This is a genomic window from Parapedobacter brassicae, from assembly GCF_051400755.1.
GTDB lineage: Bacteria > Bacteroidota > Bacteroidia > Sphingobacteriales > Sphingobacteriaceae > Parapedobacter.
The window spans coordinates 845,311-869,109 of sequence record NZ_JBLFFL010000001.1 but is presented as its reverse complement, the minus strand read 5'-3'; the positions used below and the strand labels follow the sequence as shown (position 1 = coordinate 869,109).

Annotated in this window: 15 protein-coding genes; 7 read left to right on the top strand and 8 right to left on the bottom strand. The window is 53.8% G+C overall.

Annotation, left to right across the window (positions count from 1 at the left end):
• The first annotated feature begins 1 nt into the window (after position 1).
• The 6 genes from ACMGDE_RS03565 to ACMGDE_RS03540 all read left to right on the top strand — a co-directional run bounded on the left by ACMGDE_RS03565 (position 2) and on the right by ACMGDE_RS03540 (position 8,800).
• Entirely contained in the window at positions 2 to 1,426 is a 1,425-nt protein-coding gene (locus ACMGDE_RS03565) for a phytoene desaturase family protein (RefSeq protein WP_436831776.1), read from the top strand.
• Positions 1,427 to 1,430: 4 nt separating this feature from the next.
• On the top strand, positions 1,431 to 2,663 hold the full coding sequence (locus ACMGDE_RS03560; protein ID WP_436831381.1) for a YeiH family protein: 1,233 nt from the start codon (positions 1,431 to 1,433) through the stop codon (positions 2,661 to 2,663).
• Positions 2,664 to 2,674: 11 nt separating this feature from the next.
• Positions 2,675 to 4,039: a sulfatase-like hydrolase/transferase gene (locus ACMGDE_RS03555; RefSeq protein ID WP_436831380.1), complete on the top strand. Its 1,365-nt coding sequence runs from the start codon at positions 2,675 to 2,677 to the stop codon at positions 4,037 to 4,039.
• Positions 4,040 to 4,061: 22 nt separating this feature from the next.
• Positions 4,062 to 5,477 carry an arylsulfatase gene (locus ACMGDE_RS03550; protein WP_436831379.1) on the top strand — a complete coding sequence of 472 codons (1,416 nt, stop codon included), beginning with the start codon at positions 4,062 to 4,064 and terminating at the stop codon, positions 5,475 to 5,477.
• Between the two features lie 150 nt (positions 5,478 to 5,627).
• Positions 5,628 to 8,222: a TonB-dependent receptor gene (locus tag ACMGDE_RS03545; protein WP_436831378.1), complete on the top strand. Its 2,595-nt coding sequence runs from the start codon at positions 5,628 to 5,630 to the stop codon at positions 8,220 to 8,222.
• Between the two features lie 206 nt (positions 8,223 to 8,428).
• Entirely contained in the window at positions 8,429 to 8,800 is a 372-nt protein-coding gene (locus ACMGDE_RS03540) for a helix-turn-helix domain-containing protein (RefSeq protein WP_436831377.1), read from the top strand.
• Between the two features lie 53 nt (positions 8,801 to 8,853).
• On the opposite strand, the gene ACMGDE_RS03535 is transcribed toward ACMGDE_RS03540, so the two are convergent.
• From ACMGDE_RS03535 to ACMGDE_RS03515, 5 genes are all read right to left on the bottom strand, one after another.
• Positions 8,854 to 10,287: a TolC family protein gene (locus ACMGDE_RS03535; protein ID WP_436831376.1), complete on the bottom strand. Its 1,434-nt coding sequence runs from the start codon at positions 10,285 to 10,287 to the stop codon at positions 8,854 to 8,856.
• Positions 10,280 to 13,447: an efflux RND transporter permease subunit gene (locus ACMGDE_RS03530; protein WP_436831375.1), complete on the bottom strand. Its 3,168-nt coding sequence runs from the start codon at positions 13,445 to 13,447 to the stop codon at positions 10,280 to 10,282. The genes ACMGDE_RS03535 and ACMGDE_RS03530 overlap by 8 nt, the downstream gene beginning before the upstream one ends.
• Before the next feature lie 23 nt (positions 13,448 to 13,470).
• A complete protein-coding gene (locus tag ACMGDE_RS03525) occupies positions 13,471 to 14,568 on the bottom strand; it encodes an efflux RND transporter periplasmic adaptor subunit (RefSeq protein WP_436831374.1) in 1,098 nt (365 codons plus the stop codon).
• Positions 14,569 to 14,710: 142 nt separating this feature from the next.
• Positions 14,711 to 15,145: a hypothetical protein gene (locus ACMGDE_RS03520; RefSeq protein WP_436831373.1), complete on the bottom strand. Its 435-nt coding sequence runs from the start codon at positions 15,143 to 15,145 to the stop codon at positions 14,711 to 14,713.
• Between the two features lie 222 nt (positions 15,146 to 15,367).
• A complete protein-coding gene (locus tag ACMGDE_RS03515; protein WP_436831372.1) occupies positions 15,368 to 16,789 on the bottom strand; it encodes a Gfo/Idh/MocA family protein in 1,422 nt (473 codons plus the stop codon).
• A gap of 273 nt (positions 16,790 to 17,062) precedes the next feature.
• On the opposite strand from ACMGDE_RS03515, the gene nagB reads away from it, so the two are divergent.
• Entirely contained in the window at positions 17,063 to 18,994 is a 1,932-nt protein-coding gene (gene nagB, locus ACMGDE_RS03510) for a glucosamine-6-phosphate deaminase (RefSeq protein ID WP_436831371.1), read from the top strand.
• A 92-nt stretch (positions 18,995 to 19,086) separates the two neighbouring features.
• Here nagB and ACMGDE_RS03505 read toward each other — a convergent pair whose 3' ends face one another.
• From ACMGDE_RS03505 to ACMGDE_RS03495, 3 genes are read right to left on the bottom strand one after another with little or no spacing between them, the layout of a single operon-like run.
• On the bottom strand, positions 19,087 to 20,403 hold the full coding sequence (locus ACMGDE_RS03505; protein WP_436831370.1) for a TldD/PmbA family protein: 1,317 nt from the start codon (positions 20,401 to 20,403) through the stop codon (positions 19,087 to 19,089).
• Between the two features lie 5 nt (positions 20,404 to 20,408).
• Complete coding sequence (locus ACMGDE_RS03500) at positions 20,409 to 22,046, bottom strand: TldD/PmbA family protein (protein WP_436831369.1); 1,638 nt, start codon at positions 22,044 to 22,046, stop codon at positions 20,409 to 20,411.
• Positions 22,047 to 22,100: 54 nt separating this feature from the next.
• Complete coding sequence (locus ACMGDE_RS03495) at positions 22,101 to 23,741, bottom strand: TldD/PmbA family protein (RefSeq protein WP_436831368.1); 1,641 nt, start codon at positions 23,739 to 23,741, stop codon at positions 22,101 to 22,103.
• Positions 23,742 to 23,799 lie beyond the last annotated feature (58 nt).

Sequence of the window (23,799 nt, the reverse complement as noted above, 5' to 3'; positions counted from 1 at the left end):
AATACTTCCTACAACATATGATGCCATCGTAGTAGGCTCAGGCCCCAATGGCCTGGCGGCTGCCATCACGTTGCAGCAGGAGGGTTTGCAGGTGCTATTGCTGGAAGCCAAGGAAACCATCGGTGGCGGGATGCGGACAAGCGAGTTGACGCTGCCGGGATTCCACCACGATGTGTGCTCGGCCGTCCATCCGATGGGCGCGGCTTCTCCTTTCCTGCGGTCATTGCCCCTGCACGAATTTGGGCTAGCGTATATCCATCCGGACGTGCTGGCTGCCCATCCGTTTGACGATGGCACCGCGGCCGCCTTATACCAGTCGATCGATGAGACCGTAGCTGGACTGGGAGCGGATGGCATTGCTTATCGGCGGCTTTTTGAGCCGTTGATTGAAAACTGGCCGCTTATTGACACGCATATCTTAGGGCCGATGCTGAAGATTCCAACCCATCCGTTTGCGCTGGCCGCATTTGGCCTGAAATCCCTCCAGTCGGGCAAAGGGATCGCGGCCCGCTTCCGCACCAAAGCAGCCAGGGGCCTATGGTCAGGCATCGCGGCCCATAGCATGATCCCGCTGGAAGCGCTGACCTCATCGGCCATTGCGATTGTGCTCACCATCGCAGGCCACCGCAGTGGATGGCCGATACCGAAAGGCGGATCGCAGGGCATTGCCAATGCGCTGGGAGCTTACTTTGAATCGTTGGGGGGAACCATACAGACGAAGGTGGAGGTCCGGACGCTGGACGAGCTGCCCGACGCCAAAGCGGTACTCTTCGACGTATCGCCCAAACAGCTGCTGCGCATCTGCGGGGACAGGCTGTCCCGGCTTTATCGATGGCAACTGAATCGGCACCGGTATGGGATGGGGGTATTCAAGGTAGACTGGGCGTTGCGCGAACCGGTGCCTTTTACCGCTGATGCTGCTCGGGCGGCAGGGACCGTGCACCTAGGGGGGGCATTCGAGGAGGTGGCCAATGGGGAGCGGCAGGTCTGGCAGGGCCGGCATCCGGATAAACCATTCGTTTTATTTACACAGCAGAGCGTATTTGACGATTCGCGTGCCCCCAAGGGGCAGCACACCGGCTGGGCTTATTGCCATGTGCCGAATGGATCGACAGCGGATATGACCGAAGCGATCACCGGTCAGGTGGAGCGTTTCGCTCCCGGATTCCGGGATACCATATTGGCTACACATACCTTCAATACCGCGGCAATGGAGGCGTATAACCCAAACTATATCGGTGGGGACATCAATGGCGGCGTGGTCAATATCGCCCAGCTGTTCAACCGGCCTGCTTTGCGGTTCTCGCCTTATCGCACGTCGGCCAAGGGTGTTTATCTCTGCTCGGCATCGACGCCGCCAGGTGGGGGCGTGCACGGTATGGGGGGGTATTATGCTGCTAAACAGGCATTGAAAGATATTTTTTAAACCGATGAAACTTACCGAAGATTGGGCGGTCGTCCTGTTGGGATTTATCATTATCGCGCTGGCGGTTTGGGGGCTTACGATTCCCACCCCGGCTTATCAATGGGCGAATGGCCCTGAACTGGGTTCCCTGTTTTCCGCGACGAACGGACTCAGCGCCGTCTATCAGTTTCTGTTTGCCTATGCCATCGTAGTCATCGGTGCGGTCGTGACGGGCAAGCCCATCCAGCCGCAGTTACTGGGGTTTCCCATCGTGTTTGCCCTGACCATCGGGGCGCTGCTGTTGGCCGGTAATGCGTTTTTGAATGACCTCGGACTGGAGGCGGTGATCTTCAGTTTGCTGATTGGGTTGCTGATCGGCAACCTGTTTAAGCTGCCAACGTGGTTCAAAGATTCGCTGAATGCCGAATTGCTGGTCAAGATCGGCTTGGTGTTGCTGGGTACCGGTGTGATTTTTTCGGACATCCTCAAAGCAGGCTCGTTGGGGTTGGTGCAATCGCTCATCGTGGTATTGTCCGTTTGGTATTTTGCCTTTTGGCTATGCCGGAAGCTGAAAGTAGATGAGGAATTGACCATGATGATCTCCAGTGCGGTATCGATATGCGGTGTCTCGGCGGCGATTGCGACTTCGGGAGCCATCAAAGGCGATTCGAAAAAACTATCATACGTCGTTTCGATGGTGTTGATTACGGCGATACCGATGATGATCGGCATGCCCTACCTTGCCCGTATGCTCGGCTTATCGGAAGAGGTGACCGGCGCCTGGCTTGGCGGGAGCATCGATACGACAGGTGCAGTGGTGGCATCGGGCAGCTTGGTGGGTGAGCGGGCGTTGGAAATCAGCACGATTGTGAAGTTTTCGCAGAACGTGCTATTGGGTGTTGCTGCTCTTGCCATTTCCATTTATTGGACTTATCGCGGCACACCGATGGGAGCGCAAGTGGAAAAGCCTGGGCTGGGCATCATCTGGGAGCGTTTTCCAAAATTTGTCCTTGGGTTTCTCGCCGCATCGTTATTGTTTTCATTTGTACTGGATGCCAGCACGGTGAGCGAGGTGAAATCGGGCATCAAGAATTTGCAAGGGCTTTGGTTTGCGCTGGCGTTTACCAGCATCGGCTTGGAGACAAACGTGAAGGAGTTGTTCGGCAACAACAATATCAAGCCTTTTTGGGCGTTCCTAATTGCACAGTCATTTAATATATTAGTGACACTGGCCATTGCCTGGTTGCTTTTTGGGTAACTATTTTGAACATGCATCACACCATAACGAATAAACCGGTCTGGATCATCCTGTTTTCCTTTCTGGCGTCGAACATGCCCCTCACGGCACAAGAAACAACGAAACCGAATATCATTCTGATCCTGACAGATGACATGGGATACGGGGATATCAGCAGCTATGGCGGTCCGTACGGTACCCCCCATATCGACAAAATGGCGGAAGAGGGTATCCGTTTTACGAATTACTACAGCGCCGCACCCATATGCTCGCCTTCCCGCGTCGGTCTATTGACGGGCATGGCGCCGGGGAGGTGGAATTTTACGACATTTTTGAATAACAAGGAGGCCAATCGGCACGCCGAGCAGAAGGATTTTTTGGATCCGGGTGCACCGACTGTTGCCAAATTCCTGAAAACCGCTGGCTATACCACCGCCCATTTCGGCAAGTGGCACATGGGTGGGGGGCGGGATGTGACGGAGGCACCAAACTTCGACCAATACGGTTTCGATGAATGGGCCAGCACCTATGAGAGTCCGGATCCGGATCCGTTGCTCACCGCCACCGACTGGATATGGAGTGACCAGGACAGCATCAAACGGTGGGACCGCACCGCATACTTCGTAGACAGAACCCTGCGCTTTCTTGAAGAAAACAAAGGCAAGCCCTGCTACATCAACCTGTGGCCGGATGATGTGCACACCCCGTGGGTGCCTGAGGGAGCCGAGGGATTGCGCGAAGGCTTTCAAGGGGAACCGAACTTTGCCGCCGTGTTGGCGGAATACGACCGCCAAATCGGTCGCCTGATGGAGGGATTGAAAAGATTAGGCATTGACGATAACACGCTGGTGATTTTTACCAGCGATAACGGTCCCATGCCCAATTTCAGGCAGGACCGATCCAAGCAGTTGCGCGGCAGCAAGCTGTCCTTATACGAAGGCGGCATACGGCTTCCATTCATTGTGCGCTGGCCGGGTAAAATCAATCGGGCAGTCGATTCAACATCGGTGATCGCGGCCAATGACCTGCTCCCCTCGTTTTGCCGCATGGCCGGCGCAAGGCCAGATCGGCATTACCGATCGGACGGAGAAGACCGGAGCGATGCCCTGTTGGGAAAGGCGTCACGGCGGAGGAAAGCGATCTACTGGGAATATGGCCGGAATGATACCGCCTTTAATTACCCGAAAGGGAAGAACCGGAGCCCGGCACTGGCCATGCGGGAAAAAAACTGGAAGTTTTTGATGAATGCCGATGGCAGCGGGGTAGAACTGTATGACCTGGCAACAGACCAAACGGAAAGCCACAATGTGGCGGCTGAAAATGAAGCGTTGGTAAGGCGGTTTACGGCCAGCATGCTGGACTGGTGGAAGGGCTTGCCTGCGTACCAAGTAAATTAAGGATACCAAAACAAATAGATCGATGATTAGGCTACTGTTAATCGTATGTGGAATACTGAGTGTGGTTGCGGTATCTGCCCAGGCCAGCAAAAAACCCAATATTATTTTTATCCTGGCCGATGACCTGGGTTATGGCGATGTCGGGTTTAACGGACAAGAGCGGATCAAGACACCCAATCTTGATCGTTTGGCCCGGGAAGGGATGGTCTTTTCACAATTTTACGCGGGGACTACCGTATGCGCCCCTTCGCGCTCGTCCCTGATCAGCGGCCAGCATACCGGCCATACGTTTATCCGGGGAAACAAAGGGGTAGAACCGGAAGGACAATACCCCATTCCGGATTCCCTGTTTACGCTCGCAGAAGCGCTTAAGGCACAGGGGTACACCACCGGAGCTTTCGGCAAATGGGGGTTAGGCCCGGTCGGCTCCGAGGGCGACCCCAACAAGCAGGGATTCGACCAATTCTATGGCTATAATTGCCAATCCTTGGCACACCGCTATTATCCCACGCACCTGTGGCACAATGATCAGAAGGTAATCCTCGAAGAGAATGGCAACTTGGAATACCAACGGCAATATGCGCCCGATCTGATCCAGCAGGAAGCGCTGTCGTTCGTGACCGAAAACAAGGAACGACCGTTCTTCTTATTTCTGCCATACATCCTTCCCCATGCGGAACTGCTGGTGCCGGACGACTCGCTATTTGACCGCTATAAGGGGACATTTGCGGAAACCCCGCATCAAGGCGACGATTATGGAAGTGGGGCCAAGCCCGGCGGGTATGCCTCGCAACCCTATCCGCGCGCCACCTTTGCCGCCATGGTGAGCCGGCTGGACGTTTACGTCGGGCAATTGGTTGAGCGGTTAAAGGAGCTGGGCATTGATGAGCAAACCCTGATCGTGTTCAGCAGCGATAACGGTCCGCATGTAGAAGGCGGTGCCGACCCCCAGTTTTTCAACAGCGGAGGGGGGCTTAGGGGGTTCAAACGCGATCTCTACGAAGGCGGTATCCGCGTACCTTTCGTCGCCCGGTGGCCGGCCAAAATCAAGTCTAATCAAACCAACGCACACATTGGAGCGTTTTGGGATCTGTTGCCCACCTTTGTGGAACTAGCCGGGGGCGAGGCACCCGAAAACGTGGACGGTATTTCGTTTGCGGGCACACTGTTGGGAGGCGAACAACCAAAACAACACGACTACCTCTATTGGGAATTTCACGAACGGGGAGGCAAACAGGCTGTCCGATACGGAAAGTGGAAAGGTGTACGGCTCAACGTGCTAACGGATCCGCAGGCGCCCATTGAATTGTACGACTTGGAGAGCGACGTGGCCGAGACACATGATGTCGCTGCGAGCCATCCCGACATTGTACAGCAGATAGAAACCTTTATGGAGGCATCACATACCGAGAGCGAGGTCTTCCCTTTTATACCATAATACCGCCTTTTGCGCATACTTTCTGCCTATGGTAGGCAGTTTTTATGCCTTTTAATGTCTACTGAATAAGTATACTTTTGTTCAGTCCCTTCCCTGCACGAATGCAGCAACCTAAAGGAAGTGGCGACAATGAACGTAATCTTGATTTTTATGTTGAAAACGATACATGTTCAGTTAAAGGCATTAGGCCTGCTTGTCTTCGTAAGTTCCGGTGCGGCGGTGTTTACCTCCGTACATGCTCAAGAGACCACACCCTTGGTCAACGCCACGCTGGATGGTGTGGTGCTGGATGCGGCAACCCAGGATCCCCTTGCTGGCGCTACCTTGCAGCTGGCCGGTGTCACCCACATCACAAAGACCGATAGCCGCGGACGGTTTCGGTTTGTGACGGGACAGAAACTGCCGTTGACGATCATCGTTTCTTACATCGGTTATCAAACGAAAGAAGTGATCGCAACGGAAAGTCCGCTGACGATTGAACTGGAGCGGAATGCGACCGGTTTGGATGAGGTGGTGGTCACCTCACGGCGTCGGCGGGAGTTGTTGATGGAAGTGCCCATCCCGGTTTCGGTGATCAGCGGTACGTTTGCCGAGGAAACCGGCTCGTTTAATGTCAACCGGCTGAAAGAGTTGATTCCAACGGTACAGCTGTATTCTTCAAATCCCCGCAATACAGGCGTGAGCATCCGCGGGTTAGGCACCACCTTTGGGCTGACCAACGATGGGATAGACCCCGGTGTAGGATTTTATGTCGATGGGGTGTATTATGCCCGGACCGCCGCCACGACGTTTGACTTCATTGACGTGGAACAAATTGAGGTGCTGCGTGGTCCACAAGGGACGTTATTTGGGAAGAATACGGTAGCGGGCGCATTCAATATGATCACCCGCAAACCGAGCTTTACGCCCGAAGCGAATGTTGAACTGAGCTACGGCAACTATGGCTACATCCAAGCAAAGGCGTCCGTAAGCGGACCGCTGGGTCGGCAGTTGGCGGCGCGATTATCGTTCAGTGGTACGCAGCGGGATGGGGTACTGTACAACGTGACCACGCAAAAGCCGGTAAATGACCTAAACAACCTGGGATTACGTGGGCAACTGCTATACACGCCTTCGGATAAGCTGCAAGTGCTATTGGCGGGAGATGTAAGCCGCCAGCGACCGGATGGCTATGCGCAAGTGTTTGCGGGCGTGGCACCAACGCAGCGTGCCGAGTACCGGCAGTTCGAGCGGATCATCGCAGACCTCGGCTATGAGTTGCCAAGCCGTGATCCGTTTGACCGGCTGATTGACCACGATACGCCGTGGCGGTCGGGACAAGACCTAGGGGGTGTATCAGCCAACGTGGACGTGGCGCTGGGACCGGGAACGCTGACATCGACTTCGGCGTGGCGCTATTGGAATTGGGACCCATCGAACGACCGTGATTTCCTCGGGTTGCAGGGCCTTGCCCTGTCACAGGCCCCATCTCGGCATGAACAATGGTCGCAGGAGGTCCGGTGGGCAGGTGAGTTTTCTTCCCGGGTGAGCGCTGTTGTGGGTGTCTTCGCTTTCTGGCAGGCCCTGGATGCGGATCCGGCGCATACGGAAGAGGCGGGCAGGGACCAATGGCGGTTTTCCCAAAGCTCGGAAAGCCCGCTGTGGCAGACACCGGGACTGTTTGACGGGTTTGGCATGAAGACCTATCCCAGCCTGCGCACCTTCAGCGGGGCTGTTTTTGGGCAGGTCGATTGGGCGGTTACCGACCGATTGCGGATATTGCCGGGCATCAGGCTCAACTATGACGATAAGTCGGTCGACTTCCGCCGTGAACCTTACGGTGGACTGGAGACGGATGATCCCGAACTGATCGCGCTCAAGAATTCGCTGTATAGCGCGCAGGCTTTTCGGGCGGATATTGATGATACCAATGTATCGGGACAGCTGACCGTAGCCTTCAAAGTAACGGAGAGAATCAACGCCTTCGCCACCTACGCGAATGGATTTAAGCCGGTAGGTCTTAATCTGGGCGGGCTGCCCAGTGCCAACGGCCAACCGATGCTCGAGCTGGCGGTCATCAAGCCCGAAGGGGTGAATCATTACGAAGTCGGGGTAAAGGCTCAGCCGACGGCCAAGGTTTCATTGAATTTGGTCGCATACCGTACCGATGTCCGCGATTATCAGGCACAGGTGCAGACGGCTGATCTCTCCGTCAACAGGGGCTACCTGGCCAATGCGGAGCAGGTACGGGTGCAGGGGATCGAGTTTGACGGAAATCTACAGGTCAATAATAACATTTCGTTATATGGTGCGCTTGCCTATACCGATGGCAAGTATGTGTCCTTTACCAATGCGCCGCCGCCTTTGGAAGAAACGGGAGGGCCGACGTTTAAGGATATTTCGGGCGGGGAGCTGCCGGGCATTTCCAACTGGGCGGCCTCATTCGGTGGTGAGGCGGCCACACCAAGGGGTACGTTATTTGGTCAGGAGGGCCAGTTCTTTTTGGGATTGGACGGCTACTACCGCTCGTTGTTTTCGTCGAACCCATCGCCTTCGAGCTACTTGGTGGTTGAGGGGTATATGCTGCTGAATGCCCGCTTAGGCTTCAGGGCCACGGATGGCGTGTCGATTTTCCTGTGGTCGCGGAACCTGTTGGATAGGGCGTATTTTGAGCAGCTGCTGCCCGGTGCGGGCAATGTGGGCCACTACGCGGGTGTGCTGGGAGATCCCAGGACGTACGGGGTGACGCTGCGGTGTGCTTTTTAATGAAAAGCGGCGCGTGTCGCCACGCACCGCTTTCACTAAACAACAAACAAACCTCTTATCATGTGCCTGCCATTTGCAGCATGGACAAATAAAATCTACTAATTTGGTAGTCTTTTAATAAAAAATAATACCTTTGCTTTGAAACAAAGGTAAGTGGTTTATGTAAGGTAAAAAACGCATAAATCATGCTTCGTTAAGCATGATTTATGCCTAAAAAGGCAGGCATGGCACAATTGGACATTTTGGGTAAAATCAAGCAGTTGAGGAAAGGACGTGGACTGTCACAGGCTGACATGGCAGAAGCCCTGCACATTGCGCTGAAAACCTACCAGAACATCGAGGGCGGGGTTACCCGTATCGATATTGACCGCCTTGGGCAGATCGCCGAAGTGTTGGGTGCGGACCTGCATCAGTTGCTGGGTAAGGATGGAATGGACAACGATGACGTCGCCCGTTTTATCAGCGAGGAGAAAGCCCTGTATCATAAAATCATTCACGATAAGGAAGCCTATATTGCTCAGTTGGAAGATAGCATCCGTTTTTACCGGGAAATCCTCCGGGAAAGCCGGGCATGTTGACCGAATGGAACGCCTCACACCTATCGGTACCGTGTGAGGCGTTTCCGGTGGGGTTATTCCCATCCCCCTCCCAATGCTCGGTATACCGCTACCGTGGCGGCGAATTGCTGCATCTTGGTTTCGATGAGTTCGACCTTGGATTCCAGTGCTTCACGTTGCGTCAACAAAACTTCCATGTAATCCGCTCGTGCAGATTTAAATAGTTTGTCCGAAATCGATACGGATTCGGTGAGTGCATCGACCTGTTTGGATTTCAGTGCATAGCTTTGCTGCAAGTTGTCTATTTTCGAGAGTTGGTTCGCCACTTCGACATAGGCGTTCAGGATCGTGCGCTCGTATTCGTATACCGCCTGCAATTGCTTCGCATTGGCGCTGTAATAGGTGGCTTTGATCTCGTTTCTATTGATCAGCGGGGCCATCAGGTCGCCAGCCAGCGAATAGAGCAGCGACTGAGGGGTGTTGAGCAGGTATTTCGGATTAAAGGCTTGGTAACCCACCGCAGCCGAAATGCCCAGCGATGGGTAAAAACGGGCCTTGGCGACCTGGACATCGAGTTTGGAGGCCGCTAGCTCCAGCTCGGCTTGTTTGATGTCTGGACGGTTGGCCAGCAATTGTGAAGGGATGCCGACCTGGAGGGCTTTGGGTACCAGGTCGGTGAATACACCGTGTTGCCGTGAGATGGGCTGTGGGTACCGGCCCAACAGGAAGTTGATCCGGTTCTCGGTTTCGGTCATCCGCTGCTGGATGTCGAATTGCAGACTCTGGGTGTTGAGTACCTGGGCTTGGAATCGCCGTACGGCAAGTTCGGTGACCCGCGTCGCTTCTTTTTGCAGCTTGACAATTTTCAACACGTTGTTTTGGATGTCGATGTTCTGCTTGACAATGTCCAATTGCGCATCCAGCGCCAGCAGTTCGTAGTAGGAGTTTGCCACTTCGGCTACCAGGTTGGTGACCACAAAATTGCGGCCTTCTACGGTAGCCAGGTAACGGCTTACTGCGGCCTTTTTGGCGTTGTGCAGTTTGTTCCAGATGTCGACTTCCCAGGTGGCATAGGCGCCCACCAGGAAATCCGGCAATGGCTCCGGCCTTTCCTTGCCCGGAACGATGTCGGTGGCATGCTCCAGGGCGCCGATATTCGTATAGCGTGCGGCCTTGTCTACGCCGGCACCGGCTTTAAGTCCGACGAAAGGGAGGTACTCCCCTCTCCGGGCGCGGACTTCATTGCGGGCAATCTCGATTTCCTGCAACGTGATGTTCAGCTCCTGGTTGTTTTTCAGTGCGGTGTCGATCAGCGCGCTGAGGTAAGGATCGCTGAAGTAGTCTTTCCACGCCACGGTGGTCGAATGGAGGGTGTCCAATGAGCCATTGTAGCTCGCGGGAACGGCGGTGTTTACGGTTTTCTCCACCAACGCTGGTGTTTTACACGCCATGAAGGCGGATGAGAGGCAGGCCGCGTAGGTACTTATTTTGATTATTCTCTTAAACATGGTGATCGATTTCTTCGGTTAACGGAACTTCATCTTCATCTTTGATCAGGTGGCGGCCTTCGGCCAGCTTGGCAAATACATAGTACAGCCCTGGGACGACAAGTACGCCAAACAGTGTCCCCAAGAGCATACCGCCCGCAGAGGAGGCACCGATGGTCCGGTTACCGATAGCACCCGGCCCGGTAGCAAACAGCAAGGGAATCAACCCCGCAATAAACGCGAATGAGGTCATCAGAATCGGACGGAAACGCACCTTAGCGCCCTCGATGGCGGCTTCGCGTATAGTGGCACCCTGCAGCTGTTTCTGGACGGCAAACTCGACAATCAATACGGCGTTTTTGCCGAGTAGGCCGACCAGCATCACGAGGCCGACCTGGGCATAGATGTCGTTTGCCAGACCCATGAATTTGATGAGCATAAAGGCGCCGAATACCCCGATGGGGAGTGATAGGATGACGGCAAACGGCAGGATGAAGCTCTCGTATTGTGCGGCGAGCACGATGTATACGAAAGCCAGCACGATCAGAAAAATGTAGAGTGCTTCGTTGCCGCGGGCCACTTCGTCTTTTGACAAGCCGAGCCAGTCAATGTCATATCCGCGTGGCAAGGTTTGCTTCGCTACTTCTTGGATGACACCAAGGGCCTCGCCGCTGCTGTAGCCGGGGGCCGGTGAACCGTTGATGGCCGATGAGGTGTACATGTTGTACCGGGTGATCTCGTTAAGCCCTTGGGTTTTCTTGATCTTCATGAAGGAGGAGTAAGGCACCATCTCCTCACGGTCGTTTTTGACGTATAGTTTCATGACGTCTTCGGGGAGTCGCCTATACTCCGGCGCGGCCTGCACGTAAACCTTGAAAAAACTGCCGAAGCGGATAAACCCCTGTTCGTAGGTACTGCCGATGAGGATGGACAGGTTATCCAGTGCCTTGGCAATGGATACGCCCTTCTGCATGGCGGCCTTATTGTCAATTTCCAGTTCGTATTGAGGGTAATCTGCTGCGAAAAAGGTGAATAGACCGGTCAACTCCTGGCGTTTCTCCAACTCCTCCATGAAGGCACTGTTGACCTTTTCAAAAGCGTTGTAGTCGCCGGTGTTGGTTTTGTCTAACAGGCGCAGGGAGAATCCGCCGGCTGCACCGTAACCCGGAATGGCAGGTGGTTGGAAAAACTCGATGGTTGCACCGGGAATTTCGTGTGCTTTCTCTTCCAGCTCTTCGACGATCTCCGCAGCGGAATGATGGCGGTCGGACCAGTTTTTCAGGTTGATGAGGCAGGTTCCCGCATTGGATCCCCGACCCTCGGTCAGTACCTCATAGCCTGCCAGCGCTGATACGGATTGGATGCCTTCTACGTGCTCGGCAATTTCCTGAAGTTCCCGCGCGACATCATTCGTCCGCTCCAGCGTGGAGCCGGGCGGCGTCTGGATAATGGCATAGAGCATGCCCTGGTCTTCGTTGGGGATAAAGCCGGAGGGTAGTACGCCATTGATCGCCAGGATACCGGCGCTGAACAGCAGCAAGATGCCGAACGTAATCACCCGTTTGCTGACCATCTTGCCGAGCAGACGCGCATACCGTCCGGTCAGCTTTTCAAACCACCGGTTAAAGGCATCGAGCAATTTGTCGATCGGCGACTTCCTGCGTTGCTTGCCATGCGGATTTTTCAGAATCATCGCACACAGCACGGGCGTGAGTGTCAGCGCTACCACACCGGAAAGCACGATGGCGGTAGCCATGGTAATCGAAAACTGCCGGTAGAAGATGCCGACCGGACCGGTCATGAATGCCACGGGGATAAATACGGCCGCCATAACGAAGGTGATGGCGATGATGGCGCCGCTGATCTCATGGAGCACGTCTACCGTGGCCTTGTATGGTGAAAGCCCCGCTTCTTCCATTTTGGCGTGCACGGCCTCGACGACCACAATGGCATTGTCGACCACGATGCCAATAGCCAGGACGAGGGCAAACAGGGTGATGAGGTTTATGGTAAGCCCGAAAAACTGCATGAAGATGAAGGTGCCGATCAGCGATACGGGTACGGCCAACGTGGGGATCAGCGTGGAGCGCCAATCGCCGAGAAAGATGAACACCACCAGTGCAACCAAGAGGAAGGCCTCGCCCAAGGTATGAATGACTTTCTCAATGGAGGCATCCAGGAAGTTGGATACGTCGTAGCTGATCTGGTATTCCATGCCCGGAGGAAAGGAGCTGGCTTTAATTTCTTCGAGCTTCGCTTTTACCTCGGCGATGACGTCACTGGCGTTACTGCCATAGGTCTGCTTCAGCGTGATGGCGGCCGACGGGTGGCCATCCAAGTTGGAGTAAATATCGTAAAACTCACTGCCGAGTTCGATTTCGGCCACATCGCTGAGGTGCAGGAGTTCGCCCTCGGGATTGGCCCGGATGATGACATCTTCATATTGTTCCGTTTGATTAAACCGACCCGGATAGGTAAGGACATATTCAAGCGACTGGGAGCTTTTTCCGGAGCTTTGGCCCAACCTGCCTGGTGAACCGATGATGCTCTGTTCCTGTAGGGCCTCCATCACTTCTTCGGTGGATACATTGTAGGCGCGCATGCGGTCGGGTTTCAGCCAGACACGCATGGCATACTGGCGGCTGCCCAGGATCTTGGCGCTTCCCACGCCCTTGAGGCGGCTGATTTCGGGAATGATATTCACATTGGCGAAGTTGTAGAGGAATTTCTGATCCGCATGTTCATCTTCGCTGTACAGGTTGACGTACATCAGCATGTTGGGCGAGGTGTAGCTGACGACAATCCCTTCGCGCTGCACCAGTTCGGGTAGTAGGCTGGTGACCTGCTCGATGCGGGTTTTGACATTGACGACCGCCTGGTTAGGGTCTACATCCAAGTCAAACACCACTTGGACGGTGGCCTCTCCGGCGCTGGTGGCATCAGAGGTCATGTATTTCATGCCTGGGGTGCCGTTGATGGCTTTTTCCATCGGGATGAGTACGGAGTTGACCAAGACATTGGCGCTGGCGCCAGGGTAGGCGATATTCACCACCACCATCGGCGGAGCGATGGTCGGAAACTGGGATATCGGGAGGGTTTTGATGGATAGGATGCCCATAAAAATGATCACGATGGAAATCGCGATGGCGAGTACGGGCCTATGAATGAATTTATCGAACATCTTCTTACATTTTAGTCACTACGTTATTCAGCATACAATTTCAGGTTGGACACGACCTTCTTGGGGTCTTCGAAGGTGTAGGCAATCTGATCGCCATCCCTTACTTTGCGGATTCCTTCTAACAGGATTTTATCGTTTTCGGTCAGGCCTTCGCTCACGATGAACAGGTCTTCGATATCCTCACCAACGGTGATTTTCCGAGTTTTGACAATGCCATCCTTGTCAATGACGAAGACGTATTTTTTGTCTAAGACTTCAAACGTGGCCTTCTGAGGGATGATGATGGCGTCTTTAATGGGAATGGACATGCGGATATTGCCGGTTTCGCCATGCCGTAGCAATCCGTCTGGATTAGGGAACGTGGCGCGGAATGGGATATTGCCAGTTTCGTTGTTAAAGTCGGCTTCGATGGTTCCGATCACGCCGGGGTGGTCGAATAACCGGTTGTTTGCCATTAGCAGGTTCACTGAGCTGGGGTCGTCCGGATCGGCTTCCAGCTTGTAGTCGAGGTACTCGGCTTCGGGCACGTTGTAGTACACCCACATGTGGCTGTTGTCCGACAGCTCGGTAAGTAACTCTCCTTCATCAAGGAAGCTCCCTTCCCGGACGAGGAAACGGTCGATGATGCCGTCAAATGGGGCGCGTATTTCCGTGAATTGGAGGTGAACCCGGGACAGCGCCACATCGGCATTGGCCTTGTCCAATTTGGCTTTGGCCATGGCCAGTTCATTGGGTGCGACGACACCGCTGTCGGCCAGTTTTTTGGTGTTTTCGAACTCGATCTCGGCAAACTTAGCCTCAGCTTCGGCTTTTTGGAGCTCGGCTTCATATAGGTTGGGCATGATCTGAAACAGGAGTTGCCCTTTTTTGACGAACTGGCCCTCATCGACAAACATATGCTGTAAATACCCTTTTTCCCGGGCCCGGAGTTCGATATGGCGTATCGAGTGCACTTGGGCGACATAGTCTTTGGTGACGGTGGTATCTTTTTTAATCGGGGAGGTAACGAGGTATTTCGTTTCCTCTTCGTGTTTGGCTTCTTTTTTTGTTTGGCAGCTGGTATGGCACAGCACGGTGCACAAACCTGCGAGCAGGAGCAAAGTTCTGGTAATTGTTGTCATCTTATTGTGTTCGTTTGATTGTTTAGTCAACACTGTTAACGCATCGCATAGCCATGCCGATAAGGCTACTTACGGCGTGAAAATGGAAAATATTGAGAAGGTGGTGCAGGCAACATTAGCTGGCCTGCCTGGGAGAAGCTAGTCAGACCCGGATGGTACGCAGGCGGATGTAGAGCGGGTCGGATGCACGGTATGGGGTTGGCCGCCCGTTGAAAAACAGGCCGGATTTCAGGTTAAAGGTAAGTCCGAAGGCTAAGCCAAGACAAAGGAACAGGAGCGCGACCGGAGTTGCTAACTGCTTTTTCGACGTGTTGAGTTCATTGTATTCCTCTGCAATGTCGTGTTTGCTCGTACGGTGGTTTTGTTGGTTTTTTCCCGATGATGTGGATTTGGAAATGACGTGCCGGGGATGCCAGGCAGCATGACCTATCGGTGGATGATGAACATTAAGAAAGCGGGCTTGCTGAAGCTGTCGGCTGTGTTTATGCTGTTGCGCGTAAGGTTGATGGTTTACGCTGAATAGCGCAAGGCAAAGTGATATGATGAATTTCAGCAGCAATTCCATGTTCGGCGCCAAAAGTATTTAAAGTTAGTTTTAGGAACAAGAGATTTTGTGTTAAAAAACTGTAAAGATAAGGTAAAAGGCGCGGTTTAACGGGAATTTTACAATTGAATGGGGGTTTTTATTGCAGATTTTCGATTAAAGCATGCTTTTTTTACTGATTGTTAAGTATAGGAGCAATTCGACTGGAATTTTAACGATAGGCGGGGTCTTTTATCCCGCCTATCGTTTATTACATTAACTATTTTTCCGCACGCCGGTGGTGGCTCCGCCTTCCAAGGTCAGGCTTACCGGTTTATTGGTCTGCCAGGCACCGCGGGTAAAGTCAGGCACATCCAGTGAGCGCGAACGCTTCGCTACGGATTGTTCGCTCAACGGAAATACACAGCTCCACGATGCGCCATCGTACACATCCTGATCCAGCGGCAAACCATTGCGCAGGCAATCGATGAGGCGCCAGTCCATGATGAAATCCATGCCGCCGTGGCCGCCTACCTGTTTGGCTACCTCGCCGACATGCTGAATAAGCGGCGGGGTGTATTTGGTATACAGTTCTTTCAATTCGTCTTCTTTAATCCATTCGTGACCGAAGCTGATGCGCTCGGGCGAAGGCCATTTGGATGCCACACCCTTGGTGCCGCTGACGAGGTGTATGCGGGAGTAAGGACGCGGGGAGGTGACATCGTGCTGTACCATCATGGTCTTCCCCTTTGCGGTGTGTATCATGGTGGTGTTCATGTTGCCCCGGTAGGACTTGCCAACGAACGGTTGGAAAAAAGCATCTTCTTTTGCTTTTTCTTCGGCCGTTTTGGCCATCAAGAAGTCATTGGTAGACATCGATACCAGGTAATCCATCTTGTCTCCCCGGTTGATGTCGAGACATTGAGCGATGGGTCCCAGGCCATGGGTGGGGTAGAGGTTGCCGTTGTGCGTTGCATTCATCCGCAGCCGCCACATGTCAGCATACCCGTCTTTGTCAAAATTGAGGTCGAGCAAATTATGGATGTAGGCACCTTCGGCGTGGATGATCTCACCGAATAGGCCGTTGCGCGCCATGTTGAGGGTGAGCATCTCGAAAAAGTCGTAACAGCAGTTTTCGAGCATCATGCAGTGTTTCTTGGTCCGTTCTGACGTCTCGACCAGCTGCCAGCACTCATCGATCGTGATGGCAATGGGCACCTCCGAAGCGGCATGCTTACCTTGCTCCATAGCGAAGACCGCCATGGGTGTATGGAGATGCCAGGGCGTGCAGATATAGACGAGATCCAATTCTTCGTTGGCGACCATATCCTTCCATCCATCCTCACCGGAATATTCCTTGGCCTTGGGGAGTCCCGCTTTTTCGAGGATGCCCTGGGCTTTCGTTGCTCTATCCGGATACTTGTCACAGAGCGCTTTGATTTCCACACCATCAATATGTGACATTCGTTGTACGGCCCCTGGCCCCCGTTGGCCCAGGCCGATGAAGCCGATGCGGACCTTATCGATTTTGGGGGCGGCATAACCGCTCATGTTAAAACGTTGGGGCCGAGCTGGTTGATAGGGAAATGTAGGAGTTTCGCTGTTGACGCTTGCTTCGCGCGCAGCGGCTGGTAAGGCTGCCACGGCTCCCGAAAGGAGGGTAGCGTTTTTGAGGAAATTTCTTCGGTTATATTTCATCTGGTTATAATTTAATTTCAATAGTCAGATGGAACCTTTGATGAAGGTTTCATAAACTGGGCATTTGGGATCGTCATACAAATGAGCATTAGCTCGTTAGGAGCGCTGGCTTGACTGGCTGCCTACACTTAGCAAGTATAGTACAGTTTGCCGAGTTATCAAAGCACTTTTGCAACGCAACCGATTGCCCAATTTTCCTAATTGTGGGGATTGGCTTTGCTGAATAATCAAATATAAGTACTTTTGCGTCTCACCTTATACGTAATTCCGAACATGGCAAGATTAAATTTACTGGAGGAAACACGCTTCGAGAAAGTACCCGTAAGTGTTTACTCCGACCCATCCGCGGCATCGTTGGCCGTGGCTAAGCGTATTGCCGACCTGATCCGTGGCAAACAAGAAAAAGGTGAGCAGGCCATCCTTGGTCTCGCTACAGGTGCGACCCCTGTAAAAGTGTATGCAGAGTTGGTGCGCCTGCATCGGGAAGAAGGGCTCAGCTTCAAAAACGTAATGACCTTCAACCTGGATGAGTATTATCCCATGCAGCCCGACTCGGAGCAAAGCTACGTGGCTTTCATGAACCGCACGCTCTTTGACCATGTAGACATCGAACGGGCAAACGTGCACATCCCCGACGGCACGCTATCCATGGAGGAAATTCACCAATATTGCCTGGCATATGAGCAAAAGATCACCGCCCTCGGCGGGTTGGATCTGCAGTTACTCGGCATTGGCCGTACGGGACACATCGGATTCAATGAGCCGGGTTCGGCACCCAATTCGGGTACGCGGCTGGTGACGTTGGACGACTTGACCCGCCGGGACGCTTCTCGTGATTTCGGGGGCAAGGAAAATGTGCCGACCAAGGCCATCACCATGGGTATCGGTACCATCTTCAAGGCGCGCGAAATTATCCTCATGGCTTGGAATGAAAAGAAAGCCGAAATCGTGAAGAAAGCGGTGGAAGGCGAAATTTCCGCCGATGTACCGGCGACCTTCCTTCAGCTGTCGGATCATGTGGAGTTTGTGCTGGACGTGGACGCCGCCTCGCAATTGACGCGCTTTGACACGCCTTGGTTGGTGAAAGACTGTGATTGGGACGGCAAGACAATCAAAAAGGCGGTGGTATGGCTCTCGGAGCACTTAGGTAAGCCGGTGCTCAAGCTTACTGAGGATGATTATAACAACAATGGTATGGCGCAGTTGGCTACGGAGAAAGGCCCCGTATACCATATCAATATCGATATTTTCAACCAATTGCAGCATACCATTACCGGATGGCCGGGGGGGAAGCCGAACGCAGACGACAGCCAGCGCCCGGAGCGCCGTGAGCCGGCGAAGAAACGCTCCGTTATTTTCTCGCCGCATCCGGATGATGACGTGATTTCGATGGGCGGTACGTTTATCCGCTTAGCCGACCAAGGGCATGAGGTGCATGTAGCGTACCAGACATCCGGCAATACGGCCGTGTGGGACGATGACGCGTTGCGCTTCATTGAATTCGCCACCGACTTTACCAAGTCACAGGGCATGGACACGCAGAAATTGGAAACGCTGTATAAGGAGGCGCGCCAATTTATCGCGGACAAAAAACCTAACCAGATTGACACAGCGGAGCTGCTGACGGTGAAAGGGCTTATCCGTAAAGGGGAAGCGATTGCAGGGGCCCGTTTTGCTGGTCTTCCGGATGAAAACATTCACTTCCAGAACCTGCCGTTTTACGACCGGGGCAAGTATAGCAAAAGCCTGGAATACGAAGATGACATCCAACAGACGATGCTGCTGCTCCAGCGGATCAAGCCTCACCAGATCTTTGCCGCGGGCGATTTTGCCGATCCGCATGGCACGCACAAAGTGTGCTTCGATATCATCCATGAAGCCATGAAACGCCTCCGGAAAACGGAAGAATGGACCAAAGATTGCTGGGTATGGCTCTATCGCGGCGCATGGCATGAGTTTGATGTCCATGAGATCGAGATGGCGGTGCCCCTGTCGCCCAATGAGGTGCTGCGTAAACGCCATGCCATCTTCAAGCACCAATCGCAGAAAGATGTGCCTGTATTTCCGGGTGACGATGCCCGCGAATTTTGGGTGCGTGCGGAGGAACGCACGCGCGAAACGGCGCGGCTATATGACCGCTTGGGTATGGCTGAGTACGAAGCCATTGAAGCGTTTGTGCGATGGAAGTTTGAAGACGAACAGTAGATCGCGGGCAGGTCGCGATCGTTGAAGACAACAGAAAAGGCCGTCCGGATATGCGTTCTCGGACGGCCTTCGTTTTTTGTCAACGCGGTGAACTAGATGGCGTCGGACAGGGAAGTGAATGTAAAGTCCCTGATTTTCATGGGTGGTACCATGATATTGTCCGAACGTTGGGTCTTGCCCAGGTCCTCCACATTGTTGAGCATGATGATGGGGCTTTCGTTGAACCGGAAATTCTTGATGGGGAACTGGATCCGCCCATTTTCGATGTAAAACGTACCGTCGCGGGTCAGTCCGGTGAGGAGCAGGCTCTGCGGATCTACCGAACGGATGTACCAGAAGCGGGTGACCAAGACGCCCCTTTCGGTACTGCTGATCATCTCTTCCAACGAGGAGCTGCCTCCGGGGATGATCATGCCCCAGCTTGAAGGGAGCGGGTCTACGCCTTTTTGCGCCGCCCAGTACCGGGAATAGGCCAGGTTTTTCACTACGCCGTTTTCTACCCAGGTGGTCTTTTTCAGCGGTTGGCCGTCACCGTCCCACGTCGATGAGGGCAAATCGGGATTCAAAGGATCCGAAAAGATGCTGATGCGCTCGTCAAAGAGCTGCTCGCCCAAACGTGTACCGCCGCCCTTTTTGCTCATAAAGCTCCGCCCCTCGTCGGCGCTCCGCGCGTCAAATCCGCGCAGTATCCATCCCACCAGATCGCTGACGGCCAGCGGCTCCAATATCACCGTATACTTGCCCGGCTCGATGGCTTTGGCGCCCGCCGAGGTTTTAGCCTTTTGAGCGGCGACCTTGCTCATCGCGAGGGTATCCAGCTTGTTTACGTCGTTGAAACTGTTGCTGGTGTAGCCCGATCCGGTACCTTCCTGGTTGCGGATGGTTACCGAAAAGGACACGTTCGTGCTATTGTTATAGGCGAAAAGACCTTTGGAATTCATCATGGCCCTGAATCCTGTGCTGTTATTCAAGAACCCGGCAGCCTCCAGGTTTTCGCCTTTGGATACCTGTATGCTTTGGGCCACCATGTCGGCACGCCCGGCGGGATCGATGGCCGCAGTGCTTTGGACATACGTGAGCGACTCATCATAGGTCTGTGGACCCAGCATGGGCATGTACTCCGGATTTTCCGGTGCGAGCCGCGCCAGTTCTTCCGAGCGTGCCACCGCCTTTTTCAAGGAGGCATCGTCGAATTCGTTGATACTGGCGGATCCTACCTTTTTGCCATATACAGAGCTCACGGATAAGCTCATCGTGCTCGCCGCACCCGCAGTTGATACGGCATTGTTGGCATAGCGGATATTTCCGTCGTCGCTGCCCCCCAGGGAGGCAACGCATTCATCGGCCGTGGAAAAGCTCAGTACCTTAGTCAATATTGCTTGTGCTTCTTCTTTGCTTAAAATAGCCATAATCGTTAAATATTTCGTGCTGTGTTGATTACATTAACTCCGTTAAACCGGGTGGTGGCGCTGCCATGGGACACGGCGTTGCTCTGTGAAGGCTGACCCTTGCCGTCGTTGAATGCACCGCCCAGCCGATAGTCAGAAGCATCGCAGATGCCGGCGCAGGAATTCCAAAACTCCTGCGTGTTGGATTGATATGCTACGTCATTGAGCATGCCGACGATCTTGCCGTTGCTGATTTCATAGAACAGCTGACCACCGAATTGAAAGTTGTAACGCTGCTGGTCAATGGAAAAGCTGCCGTCGCCGATGATGTAGATGCCCCTTTCGACATCTTTGATCAGGTCATCTACCGATAGCTGGTCCTTGCCCGGCTGCAGCGATACGTTGGGCATGCGCTGGAATTGCACATCTTCCCAGCCTTGGCTGTAGCTGCAGCCATGCGATGCGTTTTCGCCGAGGATATGCACTTGATCGCGCGTGGCCTGGAAGTTGACGAGGATACCGTCTTTGATCAAATCCCATTTTTTGCACTTTACCCCCTCATCATCATACCCTACCGCGCCGAGCGAACCGACCTGTGTTTTGTCGGCCACCACATTGACCAGCTCATTGCCGAAGTTGAAGTTTTTGGAATTCAATTTATCCATGGTGAGGAAGCTTGTTCCGGCATAATTGGCCTCGTAGCCCAGCACGCGGTCGAGCTCTGTCGAGTGCCCTACCGATTCGTGGATGGTAAGCCACAGGTGCGAGGGGTCGAGCACGACATCGTACTTGCCGGGTTCGACCGATTTGGCTTTTATCTTTTCGGCGGCGTTCTGTGCAGCCGCCTTTACGTCTTCCAGCATGTCATACCGCTGCTTATAGCGGGTGACCACGCCGGCTACCTTATCTTCGGGGCGGGCGTGGAGGTATTCGTAGCCCATGCCCATCGGTGCGCTCAGCGCATTGCGCGTTTGGAATTTGCCCGAGGCGCGGTCGATGACCGTCACATTGAAAGTGGGGAAGATGCGGTGAATGTCCTGATCGATATAAGAGCCATCGGTAGAGGCAAAATACTTCTGCTCGTTGATGGCCGCAATAAGGGAATTGACGAAGTTTGCCCCATTTTGGAGGGCGATATCATTGACCTGCAACAGCAGGTCCACTTTTTCCTTAATGGGTACCTCAAAGGCATTGATCTCCACGGGGGCCTGCCAGCTGACCTCCCCATAACCCTGTTGTGGGGCCAAGGTAACCTGGCTGCCTTGGATCTTTGCATTGGCTTTGGCAATGGCCACCGCCTGCGCCGCAGTCTTAGCGATGTCATCTTCCGTCATTTTATTGGTGGCGGCAAATCCCCAGCAGCCATTGACGATGACGCGGACACCGATGCCGTAGGACTCCGTATTGGCTACGCCCTGCACCCGTTTTTCCCGCGTGGAGACGAATTGGTTGAGGTAACGCCCGATGCGTACATCGGCGTAGGTAGCGCCTTTTGACGTAGCTTCATTCAGCGCCACATCCGCCAATGCCTTTTTGGCTTGGGCGTCTGCTCGCTCCGTCAGGGCTTCCAACGGGTCGATGGGTCGGGCGAATAACCCCACATTGGGCGTCAGCAATGCCCCCATCCCCATCGATGTGTAGTAGAGGAAATCTTTTCTGTTCAATGTGTCGTCTCCTATAAATTGGTTAAATGAATCCTATTTGCACGTTGGTTGTTACTATCCGATGCTTCTGCCGGTATTGATGACGTTGATGCCTTTGAAATGCGCTGTTGAAGACCCGTGTGACACGGCGCTGACCTGAGATGGCTGCCCCTTGCCATCGAAAAAAGTGCCGAACAAGCGATAATCTTCTTCGTCGGCGATATCGGCCATGGCATTCCAAAACTCCTGCGTATTGGCCTGGTATGCCACGTCATTGAGCATGCCCACGATCTTGCCCTGGCTGATCTCATAGAAAAGCTGTCCGCCGAACTGGAAGTTGTACCGTTGCTGGTCAATGGAATAGGATCCGCGGCCCACGATATAGATACCCTTTTCTACGTTTTTGATGATGTCGGCAACCTTGCGGGCATTTTTATTGGGTTGCAGGGAAATATTGGGCATGCGCTGGAATTGGGTGCTGTTCCAGCTGTCGGCATAGCAGCAGCCCTGTGACGCATTGAGGCCCAGGATATGCGCTTGGTCGCGGATGGTTTGGTAATTGACCAATATGCCGTCTTTGATGATGTCCCATTTGCCGGCAGGTACGCCCTCGTCGTCATACCCCACAGCGCCCAGGGAGCCTACCTGCGTGCGGTCCGCCACCACATTCACCAGCTCATTGCCAAAGTTGAAGGATTTGGATTGCCACTTATCGAGCGTGAGGAAGCTGGTACCTGCATAGTTCGCTTCATAACCCAGCACGCGATCGAGCTCGGTGGAGTGGCCTACCGACTCGTGGATGGTCAGCCCCAGGTGCAGCGGATCCAAGACCAGGTCATACTTGCCGGGTTCCACCGATTTAGCGCTGATCTTCTCCTTGGCATGGCGGGCGGCTGCGGCAGCGTCTGCGAGGATATCGTACCGTTTGTTATACAGGGTCACGGGCACGCCGTCAATATGATAAGGGTTACCGGGAGTCAGGTACTCATAGCCCATTCCCATGGGCGCACTAAGGCTATCACGGGTCTGGAATTTGCCCGAGGCCCTATCGATAGCCGTGACGGTGAATGTCGGCCAGATCCGGTGAATGTCTTGATCGATGTACGAACCGTCTGTGCTGGCGAAATACTTCTGCTCATTGATCATGAACAGGTTGGAGGTTACAAAATTAGCCCCCGCATCCAGCGCCGACTGGTTAGCCGACAGCAGCAGGTCCACTTTTTCGCCGACGGGCACTTCGAAGGGATTCTTTTCGATGGGGGTGGCCCACGTCTGTTCACCAAGACCCTGCTGGGGTGCCAGCTGTACAGGCTCCGTCATAAAGCGGGCATTCCCTTTGGCGATGGCGATCGCCAAGGCCGTTGCCTGGGCAATGCTGTCCTTATCTACCTTATCCGTTGCCGCAAACCCCCAGCATCCATCAGCAATGATCCGAATACCTACGCCGTACGATTCGGTGCTTTGCAGGCCTCTTACCCGTTTTTCCTGCGTCGCGATTGTCTGATTGAGGTATCGCCCGATGCGGACATCGGCATAGGTAGCGCCCTTGCTTTTGGCAACGTTGAGCGCCACATCTGCCAGCTCTTTCTTCAGCGATACCGCTATCCGTTCCAATGCCCTTTCCGGTTCGATCACGTTGGCGAAAGCAGGTACGTCTGCCAGTGCATAAGCCCCCAAACCTAAGCCGGTTATTTTTAAGAAGTCTTTTCTTTTCAAGTTTGTATGATCATTTAAAGTGTTGCAAAATAGCCCTTCGGTTGCTAATAGTTGAATG

What these genes read in the sequence shown, in the direction of transcription:
- ACMGDE_RS03545 (WP_436831378.1), top strand. Translation starts at nt 5,628, where the DNA reads ATGTTGAAAACGATACATGTTCAGTTAAAGGCATTAGGCCTGCTTGTC.
- ACMGDE_RS03550 (WP_436831379.1), top strand. Translation starts at nt 4,062, where the DNA reads ATGATTAGGCTACTGTTAATCGTATGTGGAATACTGAGTGTGGTTGCG.
- ACMGDE_RS03560 (WP_436831381.1), top strand. Translation starts at nt 1,431, where the DNA reads ATGAAACTTACCGAAGATTGGGCGGTCGTCCTGTTGGGATTTATCATT.
- ACMGDE_RS03505 (WP_436831370.1), bottom strand. Translation starts at nt 20,403, where the DNA reads ATGGCTATTTTAAGCAAAGAAGAAGCACAAGCAATATTGACTAAGGTA.
- ACMGDE_RS03555 (WP_436831380.1), top strand. Translation starts at nt 2,675, where the DNA reads ATGCATCACACCATAACGAATAAACCGGTCTGGATCATCCTGTTTTCC.
- ACMGDE_RS03530 (WP_436831375.1), bottom strand. Translation starts at nt 13,447, where the DNA reads ATGTTCGATAAATTCATTCATAGGCCCGTACTCGCCATCGCGATTTCC.
- ACMGDE_RS03515 (WP_436831372.1), bottom strand. Translation starts at nt 16,789, where the DNA reads ATGAAATATAACCGAAGAAATTTCCTCAAAAACGCTACCCTCCTTTCG.
- ACMGDE_RS03535 (WP_436831376.1), bottom strand. Translation starts at nt 10,287, where the DNA reads ATGTTTAAGAGAATAATCAAAATAAGTACCTACGCGGCCTGCCTCTCA.
- ACMGDE_RS03540 (WP_436831377.1), top strand. Translation starts at nt 8,429, where the DNA reads ATGCCTAAAAAGGCAGGCATGGCACAATTGGACATTTTGGGTAAAATC.
- nagB (WP_436831371.1), top strand. Translation starts at nt 17,063, where the DNA reads ATGGCAAGATTAAATTTACTGGAGGAAACACGCTTCGAGAAAGTACCC.
- ACMGDE_RS03525 (WP_436831374.1), bottom strand. Translation starts at nt 14,568, where the DNA reads ATGACAACAATTACCAGAACTTTGCTCCTGCTCGCAGGTTTGTGCACC.